The sequence below is a fragment of the Microbacterium pratiae genome, assembly GCF_047302165.1.
Lineage (GTDB): Bacteria > Actinomycetota > Actinomycetes > Actinomycetales > Microbacteriaceae > Microbacterium.
In genome coordinates this window covers 2,592,845-2,614,597 of the sequence record NZ_CP154843.1, presented here as the reverse complement: position 1 = coordinate 2,614,597, position 21,753 = coordinate 2,592,845, and the positions used below count along the sequence as shown (strand labels likewise).

The 21,753-nt window shown below is 70.1% G+C and carries 19 protein-coding genes and 1 tRNA gene; 17 read left to right on the top strand and 3 right to left on the bottom strand.

Annotated elements, in window-relative coordinates; all coding sequences use genetic code 11:
* The first annotated feature begins 56 nt into the window (after window positions 1–56).
* Both rsmA and AA0Y20_RS12455 read left to right on the top strand, forming a co-directional pair.
* On the top strand, window positions 57–902 hold the full coding sequence (gene rsmA, locus AA0Y20_RS12460; protein WP_412939512.1) for a 16S rRNA (adenine(1518)-N(6)/adenine(1519)-N(6))-dimethyltransferase RsmA: 846 nt from the start codon (window positions 57–59) through the stop codon (window positions 900–902).
* Between the two features lie 100 nt (window positions 903–1,002).
* Window positions 1,003–1,923: a phosphodiesterase gene (locus AA0Y20_RS12455; protein WP_412939511.1), complete on the top strand. Its 921-nt coding sequence runs from the start codon at window positions 1,003–1,005 to the stop codon at window positions 1,921–1,923.
* Here the strand turns inward: AA0Y20_RS12455 and AA0Y20_RS12450 are convergent.
* The gene (locus AA0Y20_RS12450; protein WP_412939510.1) at window positions 1,868–3,565 is read right to left on the bottom strand and encodes a stealth conserved region 3 domain-containing protein; all 1,698 of its coding nucleotides are present in this window, start codon (window positions 3,563–3,565) and stop codon (window positions 1,868–1,870) included. The genes AA0Y20_RS12455 and AA0Y20_RS12450 overlap by 56 nt on opposite strands.
* A gap of 24 nt (window positions 3,566–3,589) precedes the next feature.
* Here AA0Y20_RS12450 and AA0Y20_RS12445 point away from each other — a divergent pair, with 24 nt between their 5' ends.
* From AA0Y20_RS12445 to AA0Y20_RS12410, 8 genes are all read left to right on the top strand, one after another.
* Complete coding sequence (locus AA0Y20_RS12445; protein ID WP_412939509.1) at window positions 3,590–4,660, top strand: aldo/keto reductase; 1,071 nt, start codon at window positions 3,590–3,592, stop codon at window positions 4,658–4,660.
* Window positions 4,657–5,598, top strand: coding sequence for a 4-(cytidine 5'-diphospho)-2-C-methyl-D-erythritol kinase (locus tag AA0Y20_RS12440; protein ID WP_412939508.1), 942 nt, complete (start codon window positions 4,657–4,659; stop codon window positions 5,596–5,598). Before AA0Y20_RS12445 ends, AA0Y20_RS12440 begins: the two co-directional genes overlap by 4 nt.
* The gene (locus AA0Y20_RS12435) at window positions 5,595–6,908 is read left to right on the top strand and encodes a GNAT family N-acetyltransferase (protein ID WP_412939507.1); all 1,314 of its coding nucleotides are present in this window, start codon (window positions 5,595–5,597) and stop codon (window positions 6,906–6,908) included. Before AA0Y20_RS12440 ends, AA0Y20_RS12435 begins: the two co-directional genes overlap by 4 nt.
* A 113-nt stretch (window positions 6,909–7,021) precedes the next feature.
* The gene (locus AA0Y20_RS12430; RefSeq protein ID WP_412939506.1) at window positions 7,022–7,312 is read left to right on the top strand and encodes a DUF427 domain-containing protein; all 291 of its coding nucleotides are present in this window, start codon (window positions 7,022–7,024) and stop codon (window positions 7,310–7,312) included.
* Between the two features lie 4 nt (window positions 7,313–7,316).
* Window positions 7,317–8,138 (top strand): ABC transporter ATP-binding protein, encoded by an 822-nt coding sequence (locus AA0Y20_RS12425; protein WP_412939505.1) that lies wholly within the window; start codon window positions 7,317–7,319, stop codon window positions 8,136–8,138.
* A gap of 1 nt (window position 8,139) precedes the next feature.
* Window positions 8,140–8,823, top strand: coding sequence for an ABC transporter permease (locus AA0Y20_RS12420; protein WP_412939503.1), 684 nt, complete (start codon window positions 8,140–8,142; stop codon window positions 8,821–8,823).
* The gene (locus tag AA0Y20_RS12415; protein ID WP_412939501.1) at window positions 8,820–9,533 is read left to right on the top strand and encodes an ABC transporter permease; all 714 of its coding nucleotides are present in this window, start codon (window positions 8,820–8,822) and stop codon (window positions 9,531–9,533) included. The genes AA0Y20_RS12420 and AA0Y20_RS12415 overlap by 4 nt, the downstream gene beginning before the upstream one ends.
* Window positions 9,534–9,587: 54 nt before the next feature.
* Window positions 9,588–10,505: an ABC transporter substrate-binding protein gene (locus tag AA0Y20_RS12410; protein ID WP_412939500.1), complete on the top strand. Its 918-nt coding sequence runs from the start codon at window positions 9,588–9,590 to the stop codon at window positions 10,503–10,505.
* Window positions 10,506–10,555: 50 nt separating this feature from the next.
* Here AA0Y20_RS12410 and AA0Y20_RS12405 read toward each other — a convergent pair whose 3' ends face one another.
* Both AA0Y20_RS12405 and AA0Y20_RS12400 read right to left on the bottom strand, forming a co-directional pair.
* Window positions 10,556–12,379 (bottom strand): ABC-F family ATP-binding cassette domain-containing protein, encoded by a 1,824-nt coding sequence (locus AA0Y20_RS12405; RefSeq protein WP_412939499.1) that lies wholly within the window; start codon window positions 12,377–12,379, stop codon window positions 10,556–10,558.
* A 70-nt stretch (window positions 12,380–12,449) separates the two neighbouring features.
* Complete coding sequence (locus tag AA0Y20_RS12400) at window positions 12,450–12,968, bottom strand: MarR family winged helix-turn-helix transcriptional regulator (RefSeq protein ID WP_412939498.1); 519 nt, start codon at window positions 12,966–12,968, stop codon at window positions 12,450–12,452.
* Window positions 12,969–13,083: 115 nt separating this feature from the next.
* Here AA0Y20_RS12400 and AA0Y20_RS12395 point away from each other — a divergent pair.
* The 7 genes from AA0Y20_RS12395 to AA0Y20_RS12365 all read left to right on the top strand — a co-directional run bounded on the left by AA0Y20_RS12395 (window position 13,084) and on the right by AA0Y20_RS12365 (window position 21,719).
* A tRNA-Gln gene (locus AA0Y20_RS12395) sits at window positions 13,084–13,155 on the top strand.
* A 1-nt stretch (window position 13,156) separates the two neighbouring features.
* Window positions 13,157–14,629, top strand: coding sequence for a bifunctional UDP-N-acetylglucosamine diphosphorylase/glucosamine-1-phosphate N-acetyltransferase GlmU (glmU, locus tag AA0Y20_RS12390; protein WP_412939497.1), 1,473 nt, complete (start codon window positions 13,157–13,159; stop codon window positions 14,627–14,629).
* The gene (locus tag AA0Y20_RS12385) at window positions 14,604–15,638 is read left to right on the top strand and encodes a ribose-phosphate diphosphokinase (protein WP_412939496.1); all 1,035 of its coding nucleotides are present in this window, start codon (window positions 14,604–14,606) and stop codon (window positions 15,636–15,638) included. Before glmU ends, AA0Y20_RS12385 begins: the two co-directional genes overlap by 26 nt.
* A gap of 374 nt (window positions 15,639–16,012) precedes the next feature.
* Window positions 16,013–18,721: an HAD-IC family P-type ATPase gene (locus AA0Y20_RS12380; RefSeq protein ID WP_412939495.1), complete on the top strand. Its 2,709-nt coding sequence runs from the start codon at window positions 16,013–16,015 to the stop codon at window positions 18,719–18,721.
* Window positions 18,722–18,808: 87 nt separating this feature from the next.
* On the top strand, window positions 18,809–19,306 hold the full coding sequence (locus AA0Y20_RS12375) for an FMN-binding protein (RefSeq protein WP_412939494.1): 498 nt from the start codon (window positions 18,809–18,811) through the stop codon (window positions 19,304–19,306).
* On the top strand, window positions 19,303–20,175 hold the full coding sequence (locus AA0Y20_RS12370; RefSeq protein ID WP_412939493.1) for an FAD:protein FMN transferase: 873 nt from the start codon (window positions 19,303–19,305) through the stop codon (window positions 20,173–20,175). The genes AA0Y20_RS12375 and AA0Y20_RS12370 overlap by 4 nt, the downstream gene beginning before the upstream one ends.
* Window positions 20,172–21,719, top strand: a complete 1,548-nt coding sequence (locus AA0Y20_RS12365; protein WP_412939492.1) for an FAD-dependent oxidoreductase — start codon at window positions 20,172–20,174, stop codon at window positions 21,717–21,719. The genes AA0Y20_RS12370 and AA0Y20_RS12365 overlap by 4 nt, the downstream gene beginning before the upstream one ends.
* Window positions 21,720–21,753 lie beyond the last annotated feature (34 nt).

Here is a 21,753-nt window from a genome sequence, read left to right as displayed (position 1 = left end):
TCGCGCGTCGCGTCGTCCGTGGGGCGGCGCGACGCGGCACAACTAGGCTGGTCCTCATGCCTGTGACCCTGCTCGGTGCCACCGAGATCCGCGCCCTCGCGGCCGAACTCGACGTGACTCCGACCAAGAAGCTCGGGCAGAACTTCGTCGTCGACGCGAACACCGTCCGGAAGATCGTCCATGCCGCGCGCGTGCAGCCCGATGAGCGCGTCGTCGAGATCGGGCCGGGGCTGGGGTCGCTGACGCTCGCGATCCTCGAGACCGGCGCGCGGGTCACGGCGGTCGAGATCGACCATCGCCTCGCCGCGCATCTGCCGGTCACGGCGGCCCGCCACGGTGTCGCCGAGGGGGCGCTCACGGTGGTCGACGCCGACGCGATGAGGGTGACCGAGCTGCCCGGAGAGCCGACGGTGTTGGTCGCGAACCTGCCCTACAACGTCAGCGTGCCCGTGCTGCTCCACTTCCTCGAGACCTTCCCCTATCTCCAGCGGGGCGTCGTGATGGTGCAGGCCGAGGTGGCCGAACGCCTCGCCGCCGCGCCCGGCTCGAAGATCTACGGCTCACCGAGCGCGAAAGCCGCGTGGTACGGGTCCTGGCGCCTCGCCGGTACGGTCTCGCGTCAGGTGTTCTGGCCGGTGCCGAACGTCGACAGTCTGCTCGTCGCCTTCGAGCGGGATGCCGACACGCGTGGCGACGAGGCGCTGCGCCGACGCACGTTCCAGATCATCGACGCGGCTTTCGGGCAACGACGCAAGATGCTCCGTCAGGCCGTCTCGCCGCTTTTCGGCGGCACCGCGGCGTCGGCGTCGGCAGCCCTCGAGGCCGCCGGAATCGATCCGACGCTGCGCGGCGAACAGCTCACGATCGACGACTTCGTGCGGCTGGCGGCATCCGTTCACTGAATGATCATCAGCGCGTCATCAGCTTCCCCCGAAACATCCCGGTAACATTCGGGGCGAGCCGCGAGCGTCGCGGCGAGCATCACCCGACCCGGAAGAGACGATGCGAAGCGCCGAGTACCCGGCACCCGAGAGGGTGCTGCTGCACCTGAGCGACACCCATCTGCGAGCTGCCGGCTCGCAGCTCTTCGACCGCGTCGATGCGGCCGCGCACCTGCGCCGCGCCCTCGACGCGATCGAGGCGGCCGCCCTCCGCCCGGACGGGATCGTCTTCACCGGCGACCTCGTCGACCTCGGCGAGCGGGGGGCCTACGCCGAACTACGCGACCTGGTCGAGCCGTTCGCCGAGCGTCTCGGCACGCGCGTGTTCTGGGTCATGGGCAATCACGACGACCGTGCGGGTTTCCGCGAGACCCTGTGGCGAGAGTCCGGCACCGCCGAAGCGGCCGATCGGGTCGACGAGATCGACGGGCTCCGGCTCATCACGCTCGACACGAGCGTTCCCGGGGCGCACCACGGCGAAGTGCGACCCGAGCAGCTCGCATGGCTGCGGGAGGTGCTGTCGACGCCCGCGCCGCTCGGTTCGATCCTCGCGATGCACCACCCGCCGGTGCCGAGCGTGCTGCCGCTGGCCGCGAGCGTCGAGCTGCGTGACCAGCGTTCGCTCGCGTCCGTCCTCGCGGGGTCCGATGTGCGCGCGATCATCGCCGGGCACCTGCACTACTCGACGTTCGCGACGTTCGCCGGCATCCCCGTCTCGGTGGCATCGTCGACCTGCTACGCCCAGGACCTCACGGTCCCCGTGGGCGGCACCCGTCCGCAGGACGGCGCGCAGTCGTTCAACTTCGTGCACGTCTACGACGACACCGTCGTCCACTCGGTCGTCCCGATCGACGCGCCGACGACGCTCGAGTACACCGACGCGGGCGAGGCGCAGCGGCGGCTGGCCCAGGCCGGGATCGCTCCGGTCAGCGCTTCACGCCGGAGCGCGCCGCCGACGCGTCCCGTACCTGTCCTTCGCTGACGGCCGGGATCTCCCACGGAGCCCGGATCGGGAACATCCGCTCGAGAACGTCGCGCAGCGATGCCACCCGAATCTCTTCGGGGACCTCGGTCTCGCCGCCGTCGTTGAGGCAGAACATGTCGATGTCGCGGCGCTTCGCGAGCCGCTCCATTCCCGCGAGCGAGCGCGCCAGGGTGGTCTGCACGTAGCGGGTGCGCGGTACCGAGGTGGGGAGCGCCCGGCCCGTGAACATCGCGTAGTAGTGGTACAGCGAGTTCGTCACCGAGATGTCGGTCGCGGCCCGGAAGCGGGACGCCGCGGTGCGTCGGAAGTCCTCGGGGAAGGTCTGCTCGAGTTCGCTCATGACACTGCGGCGCAGGGGAGCGGCGCAGTGCTCCAGGTCACGGACGATGACCCGGCCGAAGCGCTCTCGCAGCAGGGCGCGGTTGACCCGCAGTCCGTTGTCGTGTCCCGAGCGCTCGAGGCGCGGGTCGCCGGAGCCGATGCGCACGTCGCACTCGACGAACGATGAGATTCCCCCGGGCGAGAAGAACAGCTCGGGGTGCACCGGGCGGCCGAAGAACATGTCGTCGTTCGAGTACAGGAAGTGCTCGGCGAGGCCGTCGATGCGGTGCAGCTGGGCCTCGACGGCATGCGAATTGTGCGTGGGCAGCGTCGACGGGTCGGCGAAGAACTCCTCGCTCCGGACGATCGTCACCTTCGGGTGATCGGCGAGCCAGGCCGGTGCGGGGGAGTCGGTGGCGATGAAGATCCGGCGCACCCAGGGTGCGTACATGTGCACGCTGCGCAGCGCGTAACGCAGCTCGTCGACATGGCGGTATCGAGCCGGGCCGTCGTCGCCTTCGCCGACGACGTACTCCGAGAGCTGCGCCGCACGCTGACGCTGGAACTCGCTGGCCGAGCCGTCGACCCAGGAGAACACCATGTCGATGTCGTGCGTGACCTCGCGCGGGTGGGGCTCGAGCATCCCGCCGACGGTCTGCCATTCGCGGCCGTAGCGCGTCGCGGTCACGATCTCGACGTCCTGCGCGGGCGTGAAGCGTCGCATGAGGGCGTTGGCCTGCGGCGCCTCGACCGTGGCCTCGCCGAAGCGCCAGAACTCGACCCTCACACCGTATTCATGGTCGTACCGACGTCCGCCGGTCGCGCTCACGCGCGGCCGATACGCACGGACGGCATGGGGCGCGGAGCCGGGGATGACGGCGTCGGCGGCGAAGACCGGCTCCGCCCCCTTGGCCTTGAGGTAGAGCGGCTCGTTCCGCCCGAGTGCCCGCAGGGCCGTCGTGACGCGCTCCGCGTCCGCGAGATCGACCGCAAGCGCCGGAGTATGGAGATCATGGCGGATCAGCAGCGCACGGATGCCGGCCGCGTCGAGCGCGTCGGCGAGCAGCAGCAGGTCCGCGGTGCGGGCGGCGTCGGGCGTCGTGGTCTCGTGGACGAGGCGCAGGACGCCCTCGTCGAGGACGACGTCATCGCGTCGCGCGGGCAGATCGATCCAGGGGTTCTCGCGGCGGGGCAGAGCGGAAAGGGCCAGGGTTTCCTCCTCGGGGGAATGATGTCTCGGTAGGCAGACTAGACATTCTCCGTTACATCGGTGTTTCCGCGCACCTCGAACATCCACCATCGAGCGGGTCGGGTCCACACGACGTGTCGATAGGCTCGGACCGTGACCGCCTCGCCCCGCTTCCCCGCTTCGCGCGGCGGAGACCTGCACCGTCCGTACACCGCCGCCCCCGACCGTTACGAGAGCAGTGCTTACCGCCAGGTCGGCTCCTCGGGACTGTTCCTGCCGCCGATCTCGCTGGGGCTCTGGTGGAACTTCGGCGACAACATCCCCTTCGACCGCCAGCGCGAAGTGCTGCGGCACGCGTTCGACCGCGGGATCACGCACTTCGACCTCGCGAACAACTACGGACCGCCCTACGGGTCGGCCGAGACGAACTTCGGCCGCATGATGCGCGAGGATTTCGCCCCGTATCGCGATGAGCTGATCATCTCGTCGAAGGCCGGATACGACATGTGGGACGGTCCGTACGGCAATCACGGGTCGCGGAAGTACCTCATCGCCAGTGCCGAGCAGTCCCTGAAGCGCATGAGCGTCGACTACGTCGACATCTTCTACTCGCACCGCGAGGACGACACGACACCGATCGAGGAGACGGTGGGCGCGCTCGACGCCCTCGTGCGTCAGGGCAAGGCGCTCTACGTCGGGATCTCGTCGTACTCGGCGGAGAACTCCGCCCGAGCTGCCGCAGCGGCCCGAGAACTCGGCACGCCCCTGGTGATCCACCAACCGTCCTACTCCATCCTCAACCGATGGATCGAGGACGGCCTGACCGATCAGCTGCGGAGCGACGGCATGGGCGCCATCGGCTTCATGCCGCTGCAGCAGGGGCTGCTGACGGGGCGGTACCTCGACGACGGCACGTCGGAGCGTTCGATGCAGCGCTTCTCGCTGCCCGACGACGGACGGTTGTCGGCTTCGGCGCTCTCCGGGCTGCGCGAGCTCGGAGATCTCGCCCGCGATCGAGGGCAGACCCTCGCGCAGCTCGCCATCCGGTGGACGCTGCGCGATCCCGTGGTCGCGTCGGCGCTCATCGGCGCATCGCGCACGGCTCAACTCGACGAGAACCTCGCGGCTCTCGACGGGCCGGATCTCACCGACGACGAGCTCCGGCGGATCGACGACATCGCTGCCCGCATCGGCTCGATCTGGGACGGGCCGGACGGCTCATGAGCCTCAGCGCCGTCCCCGACCGTGTGCGTGTGCGGGCCCCCGGCAAGATCAACCTCTTCCTCGACGTCGGAGCCGTGCAGGACGACGGCTATCACGATGTCGCCTCCGTGTATCAGGCCGTCTCGCTCTACGAAGACCTGGTGGCGACACCGGCGGACGACTTCACGGTGCGCGTCGTCGACGAGGCCGGTGCGCCCGTGCCCGGCGTCCCGCTCGACGATCGGAACCTCGCGCTGCGCGCAGCGCGGATGGTGGCGCGGGAGGTCGGGTACCTCGGCGGCGTGCACCTCGACATCTGCAAGGCCGTCCCGGTGGCGGGCGGCATGGGCGGGGGGTCGGCGGATGCCGCCGCCGCTCTAGTCGCGTGCGACGCGCTCTGGGGGGCCGGGCTGACGTCGCCCGCGCTGCAGGAGATGGCCGGCCGCCTGGGCGCCGACGTCCCGTTCTCGCTCATGGGAGGCAACGCCGTCGGTACGGGCCGCGGCGATCGGCTGAGCCCGGTGCTCGGGCGGGCCCGCTTCGACTGGGTCGTGGTGGCGGATGCCGGTGGACTCTCGACCCCGGAGGTCTACGCCGAACTCGACCGGCTGCGAGCCGAACGCCGACCCGACATCGCGCCGAGACCCGAGCCGCCGGAGGTCGATCCCGTCGTCCTTCAGGCTCTGCGGTCGGGCTCTGCCGACCTGCTCGCCGGCGCACTCCGCAACGATCTCCAGGATGCCGCGTGCGCGTTGCGTCCTGACCTGTCCGACCTGCTCGAGCGGGCCGCGGACGTCGGCGCGCTCACCGGCGTCGTCTCCGGCTCCGGCCCGACCCTCGCTTTTCTCGCGGCCGACGCCGATGCCGCTCGCGGCCTCGAACTGACCCTGTCCGCGATGGGCCACCGCGCCCGTCACATCTCCGGCCCGGTGACGGGCGCGAAAGTGGTGACCCGATGACCGAGATTCCGATCCCTCTGCTGCAGCGCGACGTCGACGAGGCCTCGCATCGCACGCTCTCCGAGCGCGGGCTGGCCTACCGCACCGTTCCGGCCGCCGACCCGGGGTTCGACGGCTGGATCCAGGCTGTCGCCCGCGGATTCCAGGACGGCGAGCGCTCCGCCGAGCAGATCGCCGGAGCGCGTGGCCGCAACAGCGGTCGTCGGCTGACGGGCGTGTTCGACGAGAGCGGGCCGCTCCCCGAGGTCGCCGTCGGCACGATCGCATCGTGGCCGTCCGAGCTCACCGTGCCCGGCGGGACGGTGCCGGCCGGTGCGATCAGCGCCGTCACGGTCGCCCAGACGCATCGACGCCGGGGCATCGCACGAGCGCTTCTCGAGGGGGAGGTGCGCACCGTCGCGGCGGCAGGTCTGCCCATCGCCATGCTCACGGTGACCGAGTCCACGCTCTACGGCCGCTACGGCTTCGCATCGGCGGCGTCGGCCGCCATCCTCGACATCGACACCCGCAGGGTGCGCTGGAGCGGGCCGGCGCCGGACGGGCGGCTCGATTTCATCGACCGTGCCTCGGCGCGCGACCTCGTCGCGACGCTTCACGACCGGACGCGGCACCGCACTCCCGGTGACATCGCACTGCCGCCGGGTCACGGCGACCGCTTCACCGGAACCGACCCCGACGCGAAGGACGGCGGCGACATCCGGTGCGTGCAGTATCGCGACGCGGCGGGCGAGGTGCGCGGCATCCTGACGTATTCGCTCGCGCCTCACGAGCGCGACATCGTCAAGGGCACGGCGAAGGTGACGATCCTCATCGCCGAGACCGACGACGCCTACGCCGCGCTCTGGCGGTTCCTGCTGGAGCTCGACCTGGTCGCTCACGTCCATGCCGAGCTGTGCTCCGTCGACGAGCCGATCCTGTGGATGATCGGCGATCGACGGGCCGCGTCGGTCACGGTCTTCGACCACCAGTATCTGCGCATCGTGGACGTTCCCGCGGCGCTCCGCGCACGCACCTATGGAGCTCCGGGGCGCCTGCTGCTGCGCGTGAGCGACCCGCTCGGGATCGCGACGGGGGAGTATCTCCTGACGGTCGACGACGACGGCACCGGCACGGTGTCGGCGGCGGCGGATGCCGAGACCTCCGGTGCCGAGGAGCTCGAGCTGTCGGTCGTCGAGCTCGCAGCCGTGTACCTCGGCGGCGTGTCTCCGGCGACACTCGGACGGGCCGGTCGCGTGCACGGCACCGGTCTCGCGCGTGCTTCGCGGATGTTCGCGTCGACGACCGTTCCGCGCGTCGGCCTCTGGTACTGACCGTTCCCGCGGGCCGGGAAACGCGGTTTTAGTCCATTTCGCGTCATGACGCAACATGGCCCGGGTGTCGGCTCCGAACGCTAGCGTGAGAGACCACAACGGAGGGCGGCGCCATGCGTGCACGACTGGGCGAAACGATCATCGCCGAAGCCGACGAGAGCGATCTCGTGCGGATCGAGGGCAACTGGTACTTCCCGCCGCGTAGCGTCGCCGCGGGTGTCCTGACCGAGAGCGACACCGCTTACACGTGCGCGTGGAAGGGTGACGCCCAGTACTTCGACGTCGCCGGCTCCCCGGACAAGGCGTGGTCCTACCCGACGCCCTATCCCACCGCCATCGAACGCGTCGGAACCGATTTCTCCGGATACGTCGCGTTCGACCGCTCGGTCGTGATCGAGAGCTGAACGCGTGATCGAGTTCCGCGACGTCGTCAAGGAGTTCCCCGACGGCACCCGCGCGGTGCAGGACTTCTCGCTGGTCATCCCGTCGCATCAGACGACTGTCTTCGTCGGATCGTCCGGGTGCGGCAAGACGACGCTGCTCCGCATGATCAACCGGATGGTCGAGCCGACCTCCGGTGCCATCGAGATCGACGGCGAGAGCGTCGCGACCGGTTCTCCCGTGCAGCTGCGCCGGCGTATCGGCTATGTCATGCAGAACTCCGGTCTGCTGCCGCACTTCACCGTCGCCGACAACATCGCGACCGTGCCCGTACTCACCGGCACGAGCCGACGCGATGCGCGTCGGCGGGCGCTCGAGCTGATGGAGACGGTCGGTCTCGACACCCGCATGGCCGATCGTTACCCGAGCCAGCTGTCGGGTGGCCAGCAGCAGCGCGTCGGTGTCGCCCGGGGGCTCGCGAACGATCCCAACATCCTGCTCATGGACGAGCCGTTCGGCGCTGTCGATCCCATCGTCCGTGACGAGCTGCAGCAGGAGCTGCTGCGTCTGCAGCGCGAGCTCGGCAAGACCGTCGTCTTCGTCACCCACGACATCGACGAGGCGTTCCTCCTCGGCGACCAGGTCGTGATCCTCGCCGCCGGCGCGCACAAGCTCCAGGTCGGCTCGCCCAGCGAGATCATCCGCGACCCGGCCGACGAGTTCGTCGCGAGCTTCATCGGGGTCGACCGGGGCAAGCGCGCTCTCCGTGTCGAGCGGACGGCGAACGGAGCGGTCCTGGTCGACTCCGAGGGCCGCACGCAGGGCGCCCTGGTCGAAGGCGACGTCTGACGTGTCGTGGATCTGGTCGAACCTCGACCTCATCTCCTCGCTCGCGCTCGACCACATCCGGCAGAGCGTCATCGCGATCGTGCTGGGCCTCGTGCTCTCGGTGCCGCTCGGGTGGGTGGCGTGGCGCTACCGGCTGCTGCGCGGCTGGGTCATCACCCTGACCGGGCTGCTGTACACGATCCCGTCCCTCGCGCTGCTCGTCCTGCTCCCCAGTGCGCTGGGGTACGGCATCCGCACCGAGACGAACCTCATCGTCGGACTGACGATCTACGCGATCGCGATCCAGACGCGCTCGGTCGCCGACGGCTTCGACTCGGTCGACCCCGGCGTCCGGCAGGCGGCGACGGCGATGGGCTACGGCGGGTTCCGGCGCTTCTGGGCCGTGGACCTGCCCCTGTCCGGCCCCGTGCTGCTCGCCGGTCTGCGGGTGATGGCCGTCTCGACGGTGTCGCTCGCCACCGTCGGCATCCTCGTCGGAGTCACGAACCTCGGCTACCTCTTCACCAACGGCATCCAGCGTCGCCTCCTCGAGGAGGTGTTCGCCGGCATCGTGGCCGTCGCGGTCATCGCGCTCGTGATCGACGCGCTGCTCGTGGTGATCGGACGTCTCGTCATGCCGTGGGCTCACGCCGGATCCGTGCGCCGCGATCGCCGCGCGCGCCGCCGACGGGAGGCGACCGCATGAACGTCTTCGTCGACGCCATCGCCTGGGTCCTCGACCCCGCCCAGTACACCGGTACGAACTCGGTGCCGTTCCTGATCGGGCAGCAGCTGTTCTATACGTTCGTCTCGGTGCTGATCGCGGCGCTCATCGCGGTGCCGATCGGCTGGGCCATCGGCCACACCGGCAGGGGCCGCGAGTTCGCCGTCGCCGTGTCGGGGGCGGCCCGCGCCATCCCGTCGTTCGGACTCCTGATCCTGCTGATCCTGCTGCTCGGGGTGACCCAGAAGACCGAGGCGGCATTCATCACCTTCGTCGTGCTGGCGATCCCGCCGCTGCTGGCGGGCGCCTACAGCGGACTGCAGGCGATCGACCGTCGCACGATCGACGCCGCACGGGCCGTCGGCATGACGGAGTGGCAGATCCTCTGGCGCGTCGAGGTTCCGCTCGGCTTGCCGCTGCTCATCGGCGGGCTTCGCTCGGCCGTCCTGCAGGTCGTGGCGACGGTGACGATCGCGGGCTACACCGACCTCGGCGGGCTCGGTTTCCGCATCATCCAGGGCATCGACCTGCGCGCGATCGATCAGGTCCTCGGCGCGGCGCTCGTGCTCGCGGTGCTCGCGCTCCTGCTCGATGCCGTGTTCGCCCTCCTGCAGCGCCTCAGCGTGCCGCGCGGCGTCCGTGCCGCCGACGCCCCGCAGCGGACCCGCCGACCCGTCGCCGCGACCGCCTGACCGACCATCCCGACCCACAGCACCCCACCTTCGCACCATCAGAAAGAGGAACCCATGTCTCGCTTCACGACCCGCCGCCTGTTGACGGCCGGTGTCGGCGTGCTCGCCGCCACCACCCTGTTCGCCGGATGCGCGAGCTCCGACCCGCTCGCCGAGGGCGGCGGCGACTCGGCTGCCCCCGCCGACGGCACCATCGTCATCGGCTCGCAGGACTACTACTCCAACGAGATCATCGCCGAGATCTACGCACAGGCCCTCGAGGGCGCCGGCAAGACCGTCGACCGTCAGTTCACGACCGGTCAGCGCGAGGCGTACCTGCCCGAGCTCGAGAGCGGTTCGCTGACGCTGTTCCCGGAGTACACCGGCAACCTGCTGCAGTACTTCGACGAGGACACGACGGCCCGCACCTCGGACGACGTCTACGCCGCCCTCGCCGACGCGCTGCCCGAGAACCTGACGGTGCTCGACCAGGCGACCGCGAGCGACCAGGACTCGTACACCGTGACCGCGGCCTTCGCCGAGCAGTGGAACCTGACCACGATCGCCGACCTCGCGAACGTGACCGAGCCGCTCACCCTCGGCGGTCCCGCCGAGCTCGAGCAGCGGCCCTACGGCCCGACGGGCCTGGCCGACACCTACGGCATCCAGGTCGGCTTCCAGGCGACCGGCGAGACCACGGTCGACGACCTCGTCGCCGGCACCGTCAACGTCGCCAACGTTTTCACGGCCGACCCCCGCATCCAGACCGACGATCTGGTCGTCCTGGAAGACCCGGAGGGCCTCTTCCTCGCGTCGAACGTCGTCCCGGTCGTGAACAAGGACCTCGCGGGCGAGGTCGAGGACACCATTAACGCCGTCAGCGCGAAGCTCACCCCCGAGGCCCTGGTCGCCCTGAACGTCCAGAGCACGGTGGACAAGCTCGAGCCGGCCGCGATCGCGAAGAAGTTCCTCGAGGACAACGGACTCGTCTGATCCGCCACGAAGCCCCCGGTGCCCAGAGTGCCGGGGGCTTCGTCGTGTGGTCAGCCGTCCATGGCCTCGCCGAGCTCGAGCCAGCGCTCTTCCAGGGTCGCCGTCTCGGCGACGAGCTCGTCGCGCCGACGCTGCAGGCCCATGATCCGTTCGAAGTCGTCGTGCGCGTCCGCGAGCTGGGCGTCGACGGCCGCGATCTCGCCCTGGATCTTCTCGAGTCGGCGGTCGATCGCGGAGACCTCCTTCTCGGCCGCGCGCCGCTCCGCGCCGGTCAGCGCGGGCGTCGTCGAGCTCGACGGTGGTCCGCCCGAACCCGAAGAGGGCGCGGCTGCCGTCGCGTTCGACCCCGTGCGCCCGGGCTGTTCGCGACGCAGGCGGAGGTATTCGTCGACACCTCCGGGAAGGTGTCGCAGCCGACCGCCGAGGATGGCGTACTGCTGATCGGTCACGCGCTCGAGGAAGTACCGGTCGTGGGAGACGACGATGAGCGTCCCCGCCCACGAGTCGAGGAGGTCCTCGATGGCGGCGAGCATGTCGGTGTCGAGGTCGTTCGTCGGCTCGTCGAGGATCAGGACGTTCGGCTGGTCGAGCAGGATCAGCAGCAGCTGGAGACGCCGCTTCTGCCCGCCCGAGAGGTCTTTGACCGGTGTCGACAGCTGAGCCGAGCTGAACCCCATCCGCTCGAGGAGCTGCCCCGGCGTCAAGTCCTGCGCCTTCGACCCCGACCCGACCGTGTAGCTGGTCCGCAGGTTCGAGATGACGACGCGCACGGGCTGTTCGAGATGCTCGTCGAGCTCAACCATCCGCTGCGAGAGGGTCGCGACCTTGACCGTCTTGCCGTGCTTGACGCGCCCCGTCGTCGGTTCGACCGTGCCGGAGATCAGCCCCAGAAGGGTCGACTTGCCGGCGCCGTTGACGCCGAGGATGCCGGTGCGCTCGCCCGGCGCGACACGCCATTCGACCTTCTCCAGCACGACGCGATCGCCGTAGCTGACGCCGGCGTCGAGGACGTCGACGACATCCTTGCCCAGTCGTGACACCGCGAGGGACTGCAGGGCGACACGATCGCGGATCTCGGGGACATCGGCGATCAGCTCGTTCGCGGCGTCGATCCGGAACTTCGGCTTGGAGGTGCGGGCAGGGGCGCCACGGCGCAGCCATGCCAGTTCCTTGCGGGCGAGGTTCTGCCGGCGCGCTTCGATGGCGGCGGCCTGCCGGTCGCGCTCGACGCGCTGCAGGATGTAGGCCGCGTATCCGCCCTCGAACGGCTCGACGATGCGATCGTGGACCTCCCACGTCGCGGTGCAGATCTCATCGAGGAACCAGCGATCGTGCGTCACGACGAGGAGCGCGCCCGAGCCCGCCGACCAGCGGCGCTTGAGGTGCTCCGCGAGCCACGAGATGCCTTCGACGTCGAGATGGTTCGTCGGCTCGTCGAGGAAGACGACGTCGTAGTCGCCCGCGAGCAGCGCCGCGAGCGACACGCGGCGGCGCTGACCACCGGAGAGGCCGCGGATCGGTCCCTCCCAGTCGAGATCGCCCAGGAGCCCCGCGATGACGTCGCGCACCCGCGCGTCGCCCGCCCACTCGTGGTCCGCGAGATCGCCGACCACCGCGTCGCGGATCCGGAGGTCGTCGTCGAGGTCATCGGCCTGCGCGAGAACTCCGACCCGGATGCCGCCGCGGACGGTCACCCGGCCGGCGTCGGGCTCGACGAGCCCCGCGAGCATGCGCAGGAGGCTCGATTTGCCGTCGCCGTTGCGGCCCACGATCCCGATGCGGTCGCCCTCGTCGACACCGAGGGAGACCCCGTCGAACACCACTTTGGTCGGATACTCGAGGCGAAGGCCCTCGGCTCCCAGAAGATGCGCCATATTGCTTCCAGGCTAGGCCACGCTCACCGGGCGCACGCCGGACGCACGCCGGCGGACCGGCTCGATCGGATCAGCTCGATGCTGCCGGGGGAGAGCCGTCGAACCCCAGCGAGAGCTTGCGCAGCAGCGAGGCCAGGCGATCGCGGTCGCTCTTCGACAAGCCCGCCAGCAGCACCGCCTCCGCGTCGACGAGACGCGTGATCGCGGCATCCACTCGGATCCGTCCGTCGTCGGTCAGGGTCACGAGCACGCTGCGACCGTCGCCCGGGTCCGACTCGCGTCGCACGAGTCGGCGCGCGACGAGCCGATCGATGCGATTGGTCATCGTCCCGCTCGACACGAGCGTCTGCAGGAGCAGTTGCTTGGGGCTCAGCTGGTACGGCTCGCCCGCGCGGCGCAGCGCCGACAGCACGTCCCACTCCCACGGCTCGAGATCGCTGCGGCGGAACGCCTCGCGTCGCGCACGGTCGAGGTACCGCGACAGCCGGTCGACCCGGGAGAGGACTTCGAGGGGCGAGAAGTCGAGGTCGGGGCGTTGCAGCGTCCACGCGCCGACGATGCGGTCCACCTCGTCGGTCTCGTGTGCCATGGCACCATTATCGCGAACCGCGCGAACCGCGAACCGCGAACCGTGACACTGGCGATGCGGAGACGCGGCACCGCGCGCTCTGGCAGACTTGTCGGGCTGCATCTCGGTGCGGCGGTCCGCCGTGGTGTAATGGCAGCACGACAGCCTTTGGAGCTGTGAGGTCTAGGTTCGAGTCCTGGCGGCGGAGCATGAGCGACACCCAACTCGACCCCCGTCTCGCTGTCGTGATCCTCGCCGCGGGGCAGGGGACGCGGATGAAGTCGTCCCTCCCGAAGGTGCTGCACCGCATCGGCGGTCGCCCCCTCGTCGGGCATGTGCTCGACACCGCGCGCGACCTCGCGCCCGCTCATGTGCTCGTCGTCGTCCGGCACGAGCGCGATCGTGTCGCAGAAGCCGTGCTCGGCGTCTCACCCGAGGTCGTCGTGGTCGACCAGGACGAGATCCCCGGCACGGGCCGGGCCGTCGAGGTCGCGCTCGACCGGCTGCCGGACTTCGCCGGTGATGTGCTCGTGCTCAGTGCGGACGTTCCGCTCCTCGACGACGTCACGCTGCGCGTGCTGCTGAGCACGCACCGCGCATCGGGCGCCGCCGCCACCATGCTGAGTGCTCACCTCAGCGACCCGACGGGCTACGGTCGCGTCATCCGCGACACCGCCGGTGGCGTCGACCGCATCGTCGAGCACAAGGACGCGACGGACGCCGAGCGCGCCGTCGACGAGATCAACGCCGGGGTGTACGCCTTCCAGGCGGCGCCGCTGCGCGAGCGGCTCGGACGGATCAGCACGGCCAACGTGCAGGCCGAGAAGTACCTCACCGACGTCGTCGGGATGCTGCGGGCCGATTCCCTCGCGGTCGCGGCGCAGCCGGTGGGTGACGCGAGCCTCATCGTCGGCGTCAACGACCGCGTGCAGCTCGCCGAGGCCGGGCGCCTGCTCAACGCGCGCACGGTGCGTCGGTGGCAGCTCGAAGGCGTGACGATCCAGGATCCGGCGACCACCTGGATCGACGTCACGGCGGCCCTGGCACCCGACGTCACGGTGCTTCCGAACACGCACATCCTGCGCGCGACGGTGATCGCGGAGGGGGCGACGGTCGGCCCCGACACGACGCTGACCGACTGCGAGGTCGGGGCCGGCGCCTCGGTGACGCGCAGCGACGCTACTCTCGCCGTCATCGGCGCGGGCGCCACCGTCGGGCCCTTCTCGTACATCCGGCCGGGCACGCAGTTGGGGGAGCGGGGCAAGATCGGCACCTTCGTCGAGACGAAGAACGCCGTCATCGGGGAAGGCAGCAAGGTGCCGCACCTGTCGTACGTCGGCGACGCCGAGATCGGCCGCGGCGTGAACCTCGGCGCCGGCGCCATCACCGCGAACTACGACGACCTCGCGAAGCATCGCACCGTCATCGGCGACGAGGTCCACGCCGGCTCGCACAACGTCTTCGTCGCGCCCGTTAAGATCGGTGAGGGCGCCAAGACGGGCGCCGGAGCGGTCATCCGCAAGGACGTCCCGGCCGGTGCTCTCGCGCTCAGCGTCGCCCCCCAGCGCAATGTCACAGGGTGGGTCGAGAAGAACAGACCCGGTACTGCAGCCGCCGCAGCAGCGGCACGCGTGCGGTCTTCACAGGAAGCGGACGATGGCTCGCAAGAAGAACACGGTTGACCTGGACGTCTCGCGGGGGATCGCCCCGGGACTGGTCGCCAAGACCAAGAAGCGCCTCGTCGTGGCATCCGGTGGCTCGCACCCCGCGCTGTCGGCCGATGTGGCGACCCAGCTCGGCACCGAGCTCGTGCCCACCGAGCACCGCACGTTCGCGTCGGGTGAGATCCTCACGCGCTTCGAGGTGTCGATCCGTGGCTGCGACTTCTTCCTCCTGCAGTCGTTCGGCCCGCCGGTCAACGAGTGGCTCATGGAGACGCTCATCATGCTGGATGCCGCCAAGCGCGCATCGGCCAAGCGCATCACCGTCGTCGCGCCGTACTATCCGTACTCGCGTCAGGACAAGAAGGGGCGCGGGCGTGAGCCCATCAGCGCGCGTCTCGTCGCGGATCTGTTCAAGACCGCCGGCGCGGACCGTGTGATGAGCGTCGATCTGCACGCCGCACAGATCCAGGGCTTCTTCGACGGACCCGTCGACCACCTGTTCGCCAAGCCGGTGCTCCTGGAGCACTTCGAGCGCACGCTCAGCCCGGAGGACCGGGCGAAGCTGACCGTGGTCTCGCCCGACACCGGCCGGGTGCGGGTCGCCGACACCTGGTCGGACAGCCTGGGTGCGCCGCTCGCCATCATCCACAAGCGTCGCGACCCGAACGTCGCCAACCAGGTCACCGTCAACGAGATCGTCGGTGATGTCAGTGGACGCGTCTGCCTGCTCGTCGACGACATGATCGACACCGGCGGCACCATCGTCAAGGCCGCGCAGGCTCTGAAGAACAGCGGCGCCGAGCGCGTCATCGTCGCCGCCACGCACGCCGTCTTCAGCCACCCGGCCGTCGATCGGCTGCAGGATGCCGCGATCGACGAGGTCGTCGTCACCGACACCATCCCGCTCGGCGACGACAAGCGCTTCCCCGGCCTCACCATCCTCCCGATCGCCCCGCTCCTGGCGCGCGCGATCAAGGAGGTCTTCGAGGACGGTTCCGTCACCAGCATGTTCGACGGCGCCGCCTGACTCGAGCCTCGAGCCACCCCGCCCCGCGCCGGCCCGGCCCTGCCAGCCCCGTCCCTGCGGCATCCACCGTGTGCCGTCCACAGGCTGAGAGCCACCGGAGCATGGTCCGCGGCCGCTTACGGGCGGGTTGGGCCTGTGCAGGGCACACCCACCGCGGTCGTGTTCGTCGGACCTCCTCCCCTCGGCCGGCTGTCCTGCCGAAGGGCTGAATGTCCGGTGGCCGTGCCTGCGGGCTGTCCCGTCGTCAGGCTGACCGGGTGCGCGGGGCGCCTCGGCGGTGTCCGGAGGCCGTTCAGCCTGTTGGCGGCACGGCGGGGGATCTTGCACGGCGGCGGCCGGTGTGGCGGACGCCCCCACGCCGTAGGATCGGCGGCATGGCTGCCCCCCTCTCCGAGGCGGACCTCGAGTCGCCTCGCTCTTACGCTCGTCCCGTCGATGAGGTCTCCGGGGCGCTCCGAACCAGCGCCGACGGGCTGAGCTCGGACGACGCCGCGAGACGCCTCGACGTCATCGGGCCCAACGTGCTCCCGGAAGCGAAGCGCACGCCCGCGTGGCTGCGGTTCCTCTCGCACTTCAACGACACCCTGATCTACATCCTGCTGGCCGCCGCCGCGATCAAGGCGGTCATGGCGGATTGGCTCGATGTGTGGGTCATCCTCGCGGTCGCCATCATCAACGCGGTCATCGGGTTCGCGCAGGAGGGTCGGGCGGAGAAGGCGCTCGCGGGCATCCGCGGGATGCTGTCGTCGGATGCGAGCGTGCGGCGTGACGGCTCATGGCGGAAGGTGCCTGCCGCCGATCTCGTGCCCGGAGACGTCGTGCGCCTGGCGCCCGGCGACAAGGTCCCCGCCGATCTCCGGCTCATCCAGGCGAGCCAGCTGCGCATCGACGAGGCGGCTCTGACGGGAGAGTCGGTTCCGGCGTCCAAGCGGACGGATCCCGTGGACGTCGACGCCGGGGTCGGCGACCGGACGCCGATGGCGTTCTCCGGAACCATCGTGTCGGCCGGGCAGGGCCAGGGGATCGTCACCGGGACCGGCGCCCGCACCGAGATCGGCAAGATCCAGGCGCTGGTCGGCGGCGCCGGTGCGCTGACGACCCCGCTCACGAAGCAGCTGGACGCCTTCGGGCGGGTCCTGACGCTCGTCATCCTCGGGATGGCGGCGGCGATGATGCTCATCGGTCGCTTCGTCCACGGGATGCCGTCCGGCGAGCTCGTCTCGGCCACCATCGGATTCGCCGTGGCAGCCATTCCGGAGGGCCTCCCGGCGCTGGTGACGATCACGCTGGCGATCGGCGTCCAGCAGATGGCCCGGCGCCGGGCCATCACGCGCAAGCTCCCCGCCGTCGAGACCCTGGGCTCGGTCACGACCGTCTGCTCCGACAAGACCGGCACGTTGACGAAGAACGAGATGACGGTGCGGCGGATCGTCACGCCGCTCGCCCGGTACGACGTCTCGGGATCGGGGTACGAGCCCACCGGTGCGATCGAGCGGACGGGTGGAGCCGAAAGCGCAGGCGGCGACCTCTCGGCCGTTCTGGCCGTCGCGGACCTCTGCAACGACGCCGATGTGATGTCGGACGAGGATGGCTGGAAGCTCGTCGGCGAGCCGACCGAGGGTGCCCTGCGCGTCGTGGCGATGAAGGGCGGCCACGACGGCGAGGCCGACGGTGTCCGGCGGATCGATGTGCTCCCGTTCGACTCGGAGAACAAGTTCATGGCGACGCTCAACGAGGGCCCTGACGGGTCTCGGGCGCTGCTCGTGAAGGGGGCACCCGACCGTCTGCTCGACCGGTCGGCGCGTCAGCGTGGGGCCCGCGGACCCGAGGAACTCGACCGGCAGTTCTGGGATGCCGCCGTCGCCGAGCTGAGCGCGGAGGGTCTGCGTGTCCTCGCCGCGGCCCGCAAACCGTCGCGTCTCGACGAGGTCGGACTCGACGACGTCGAGGAGCTGGAGTTCCTCGGGCTGTGGGGCATCCTCGATCCGCCGCGCCCCGAAGCCATCGAGGCGATCGCCGACTGCCACCGGGCCGGCATCCGCGTGAAGATGATCACGGGTGACCACGCGGGAACCGCCGTCGCCATCAGTCGCGAGATGGGGCTGATATCGGAGGACGAGCCCCGCGTGCTCACCGGGGGAGAGCTCGAGTCGCTCAGCCAGGAGAAGCTCAAGGATGTCGTGCGTGAGGTCGACGTGTACGCACGGACGAGTCCCGAGCACAAGATCCGTATCGTCCGGGCTCTCCAGTCGCACGGTGAGGTGGTGGCGATGACGGGTGACGGCGTCAACGACGCGCCCGCCCTCACCCGCGCGAACGTCGGTGTCGCGATGGGCATCAAGGGCACGGAGGCGACGAAGGAAGCTGCCGAGATCGTGCTCGCCGACGACAACTTCGCGACGATCCGGTCGGCGATCCGCGAGGGACGCCGGATCTACGACAACCTGCGCAAGTCCGTCGTCTTCCTGCTGCCCACCAATGGGGCCCAGTCGCTCGTGATCCTCGTCGCCGTCGTCTTCGGCTTGGCGCTGCCGCTGTCTCCGGTGCAGGTGCTGTGGGTGAACATGGTCACCGCGGTGACGCTCTCGCTCGCTCTCGCCTATGAGCCGGCCGAGCCCGGGATCATGTCGCGACCGCCGCGGTCGAGCGGGGGATCGATCATCTCGTTGCGCGAGCTCGCGTTCGTCCTGGTCGTCTCGGTGCTGATCGGTGGCGCGACACTCGCCGCGTTCGTGATCGTTCGGGCTACGGGCGCCGACCTCGACGTCGCTCGAACGGTGTCGGTGTCGGTGCTCGCGCTGGGACAGCTGGCGTTCCTGCTCAACTGTCGCTTCCTGACCCGGTCCAGCGTGACTCGTGATGTCCTGCGGGGCAATCGAGTGATCTGGTGGTCGGCCGCGGCGCTCGTCGGGCTGCAGCTGATCTACACGTATGTGCCCTTCATGAACGTCCTGTTCGAGTCGCGGCCGCTGTCGGCGCAGGCGTGGCTGCTTCCGCTCGGCTTCGCCGTGGCGATCTTCTTCGCGGTGGAAGGGCTGAAGGCATTGTGGCGGACGCCTCGCCGACTCGATGCAAACGCATAGGAACAACAGAGGGGCACCATGGTGACGGGCCGCTAGCGTGAGATCAGCCCACCTCCCCCCGGAGGGGCACGACACAGGAGGACCCTCATGATCCACGCCACTGCCGTACCCCGTTCACTCCGAGTGACCGCCGCCGCGGCCTCCGTCGCCGGGCTCGCGCTCCTGGCCGGCTGTGCGGGACAAGCCGACGCCGAGCAGCCCGGGTCGGGCGCGGCGCCGTCATCCGACGCGACACCCACGACCGGCTCGACCGGTTCGGCCGGCTCGGACGGGGGTGCCACCGGCGGAACCTACACGGATGGCACCTACACGGCCGAGGGCACCTATCAGACCCCGGAGGGGCCCGAGACGATCACGGTGCAGCTCACGATCGCGTCGGACGCCGTGACGGCGGTCGAGGTCACCGGCGAGCCGACCCGACGCGAGAGCAAGCAGTATCAGTCGCAGTTCATCGGCGGCATCTCGGATGCCGTCGTCGGCAAGAGCCTCGACGACGTGAAAGTCGACCGTGTCGCGGGCTCGTCGCTCACGAGCGGCGGCTTCAACGCGGCCGTCGAGGAGATCCGCACCGACGCGGCGGCATGACCGCCGTAGCGCCCGTTGCGGGACGGTGGGAGTTCGAGGCCATCGGAACCTCCTGGCGTGTCGACAGCGAACGACCGCTGCGCGACGTCGATCGCGCGGCGGTGACGTCTCTGGTCGAGGCGTTCGACCGCGACTGGTCGCGGTTTCGAGAGGATTCGACCGTCCGTCGGCTGGCGTCGGGCGGCTCTGTCGCCGCACCGCCGGATGGCGCGGCGATGGTGGCTCTCTATGGTGCGCTGGCGGATGCCACGGACGGTGCGGTGAATCCGCTCGTGGGAGATGCGCTCGCCCGGCGCGGGTACGACGCGTCGTACTCGATGCGCGACGGGGGAGCGGTCGCGGCACCGGACCAGTGGCGTGACGTCGTCGAGGTATCCGGTGACCGGCTCACGCTGCACCGGCCCGCGACGATCGATGTGGGCGCCGTCGGTAAGGGGCGTCTCGTCGATCTCGTGCTCGAAGAGCTGCGTCGGCGCACGACCGGCTGGCTCGTCGTCGATGCGAGCGGCGATCTGGCGATCGACGGGGTGAGCCAGCGCGTGGCTCTCGAGCATCCGTACGACGCCTCACGTGCGGTGGGAGTGTGGACGCTGGATGCCGGGGCGCTGTGCGCCTCGGCGACCAACCGCCGCGCCTGGGGCGACGGTCTGCACCATGTTCTCGACGCCCGAACCGGCGAGCCGGTGCGGAGCTACGCGGCGACCTGGGCGGTCGCCGCCGATGCGATGACGGCGGATGCCGTCGCCACGGCCCTGTTCTTCGACGGCGGCCCGCGGTTCGCGGAGCGCAGCAGGGCATCGTGGGTGCGGATGCGCACCGACGGGTCCGTCGAATGGTCACCTCACTGCGAAGCGGAGTTGTTCGTATGACATCCCTGACGGCCCTTCGGAACCGTGTCGTCGGTGCGCTCGGACGCGTGTCGATGTACCGGTTCGTCCTCGTCGCGCTGTCCGTGCTCGCGGCGATCGCGTTCGTCCTGACGCTCGCCGGTCAGATCGCGGGCGATCCCGTGGCCCTGCCGGTCTCGCTCGTGGTGCTGGCCGTCGCGATCATCGCGGTGGATGCCGTGGCGCAGCGGTTGCTCGGTCGTACCTGGCGCGTCGAGTCGGCAGCGATCACGGCCCTGATCTTGTTGTTCGTCCTGCGCCCGACGCTCGAACCCGCGGGGCTGGCTGGGCTCGCGATCGCGGGAGCGGTCGCCTCGGCGTCGAAGTATCTGCTGGCCTGGCGCGGACGCCATATCTTCAACCCCGCCGCCGCCGGAGCGACGGTGCTGACGGTGCTCAGCATCCCGTTCCCCGACCTCGGCGCCTCGGCATGGTGGGTGGGGTCGCCCGTGCTCGCGGTGCCTGTCGTCGTGCTCGGGGCGCTCGTGCTCGTGCGAACCGAGAAGGTGCGGGTCGTCGCGGTGTTCCTGGTCGTGGCGGTCGCTGTCGCCCTTGCGCGCACGTTCGTGCAGTACGCGCAGGTCTCGCTCCCCGTCGACGCGACCGTCATCGGGCAGGTGCTGTGGTCGTCGCCGTTCCTTTTCCTCGGCGCGTTCATGCTGTCGGAGCCGTTGACGCTGCCGCCGCGTCGGCGACAGCAGTACGCGGTGGCAGCGCTCGTAGGAGCTCTCGCCGGATGGCCGATCCTCATCGGCGACGTGAGCCTGGGCCAGGAGCGTGCGCTGCTGATCGGCAACCTGCTCGCGTTCGTCTTCGCCTACCGTGCTGCGGTGCGGCTGACCTTCGTGGAGCGCACTGCGCTGACCCCGTCCGTTCGCGAGCTGACATTCCGAGCTCATCGCGGCTTCCGGTTCCGTCCGGGCCAGTACCTCGAGCTCGAGGTGCCGCACCGTCGGGTGGACGCGCGGGGGACACGGCGCGAGTTCTCGATCGTCTCGGCGCCGGCGGAGCTGCCGGAGGTGCGCATCGCGATTCGCGAGGGGTCGCAGTCGAGTTACAAGAAGGCCCTCGCGCTGGTCGAGCCCGGTCGCGATCTTCCCGTCACCGGTGTGTGGGGCGATTTCGTGCTGCCCGCGCGGACGGATGCGAAGGTCCTGCTGGTCGCTGCGGGGATCGGCGTGACGCCCTTCGTGTCGCAGTTGCGCGAGATGCGACTGTCCGGGGAGCAGCGTGACGTCGTGATGGTCTACGTGGCATCGGATGCCGAGGAGCTGGCATTCCGCGACGACATCATCGCTGCGGGTATCCCGGTGATGGTGGTGACGCGGGATGAGCCGCGGAACCTTCCCGATCACTGGCGCTGGACCGGGGGCGAGCGGTTGAGCGCCGACTCGCTCGCAGGTCTCGTGCCGGATCTCGGCGAACGGCACGCCTTCATCTCCGGCCCCCCTCGACTCATCGCCGACCTGGCTCCCGCGCTGTCGAAGGCGCGCTCGCTCACGACCGACGCATTCGCCGGCTATTGAGACGCCCGCGCTGCGAGCCGCGGGTCGAGCGCGC

Coding starts and splice junctions, on each gene's coding strand:
- rsmA (WP_412939512.1), top strand. CDS start 57: ATGCCTGTGACCCTGCTCGGTGCCACCGAGATCCGCGCCCTCGCGGCC.
- AA0Y20_RS12455 (WP_412939511.1), top strand. CDS start 1,003: ATGCGAAGCGCCGAGTACCCGGCACCCGAGAGGGTGCTGCTGCACCTG.
- AA0Y20_RS12440 (WP_412939508.1), top strand. CDS start 4,657: ATGAGCCTCAGCGCCGTCCCCGACCGTGTGCGTGTGCGGGCCCCCGGC.
- AA0Y20_RS12435 (WP_412939507.1), top strand. CDS start 5,595: ATGACCGAGATTCCGATCCCTCTGCTGCAGCGCGACGTCGACGAGGCC.
- AA0Y20_RS12430 (WP_412939506.1), top strand. CDS start 7,022: ATGCGTGCACGACTGGGCGAAACGATCATCGCCGAAGCCGACGAGAGC.
- AA0Y20_RS12415 (WP_412939501.1), top strand. CDS start 8,820: ATGAACGTCTTCGTCGACGCCATCGCCTGGGTCCTCGACCCCGCCCAG.
- AA0Y20_RS12410 (WP_412939500.1), top strand. CDS start 9,588: ATGTCTCGCTTCACGACCCGCCGCCTGTTGACGGCCGGTGTCGGCGTG.
- AA0Y20_RS12405 (WP_412939499.1), bottom strand. CDS start 12,379: ATGGCGCATCTTCTGGGAGCCGAGGGCCTTCGCCTCGAGTATCCGACC.
- AA0Y20_RS12400 (WP_412939498.1), bottom strand. CDS start 12,968: ATGGCACACGAGACCGACGAGGTGGACCGCATCGTCGGCGCGTGGACG.
- glmU (WP_412939497.1), top strand. CDS start 13,157: ATGAGCGACACCCAACTCGACCCCCGTCTCGCTGTCGTGATCCTCGCC.
- AA0Y20_RS12385 (WP_412939496.1), top strand. CDS start 14,604: ATGGCTCGCAAGAAGAACACGGTTGACCTGGACGTCTCGCGGGGGATC.
- AA0Y20_RS12380 (WP_412939495.1), top strand. CDS start 16,013: ATGGCTGCCCCCCTCTCCGAGGCGGACCTCGAGTCGCCTCGCTCTTAC.
- AA0Y20_RS12375 (WP_412939494.1), top strand. CDS start 18,809: ATGATCCACGCCACTGCCGTACCCCGTTCACTCCGAGTGACCGCCGCC.
- AA0Y20_RS12370 (WP_412939493.1), top strand. CDS start 19,303: ATGACCGCCGTAGCGCCCGTTGCGGGACGGTGGGAGTTCGAGGCCATC.
- AA0Y20_RS12365 (WP_412939492.1), top strand. CDS start 20,172: ATGACATCCCTGACGGCCCTTCGGAACCGTGTCGTCGGTGCGCTCGGA.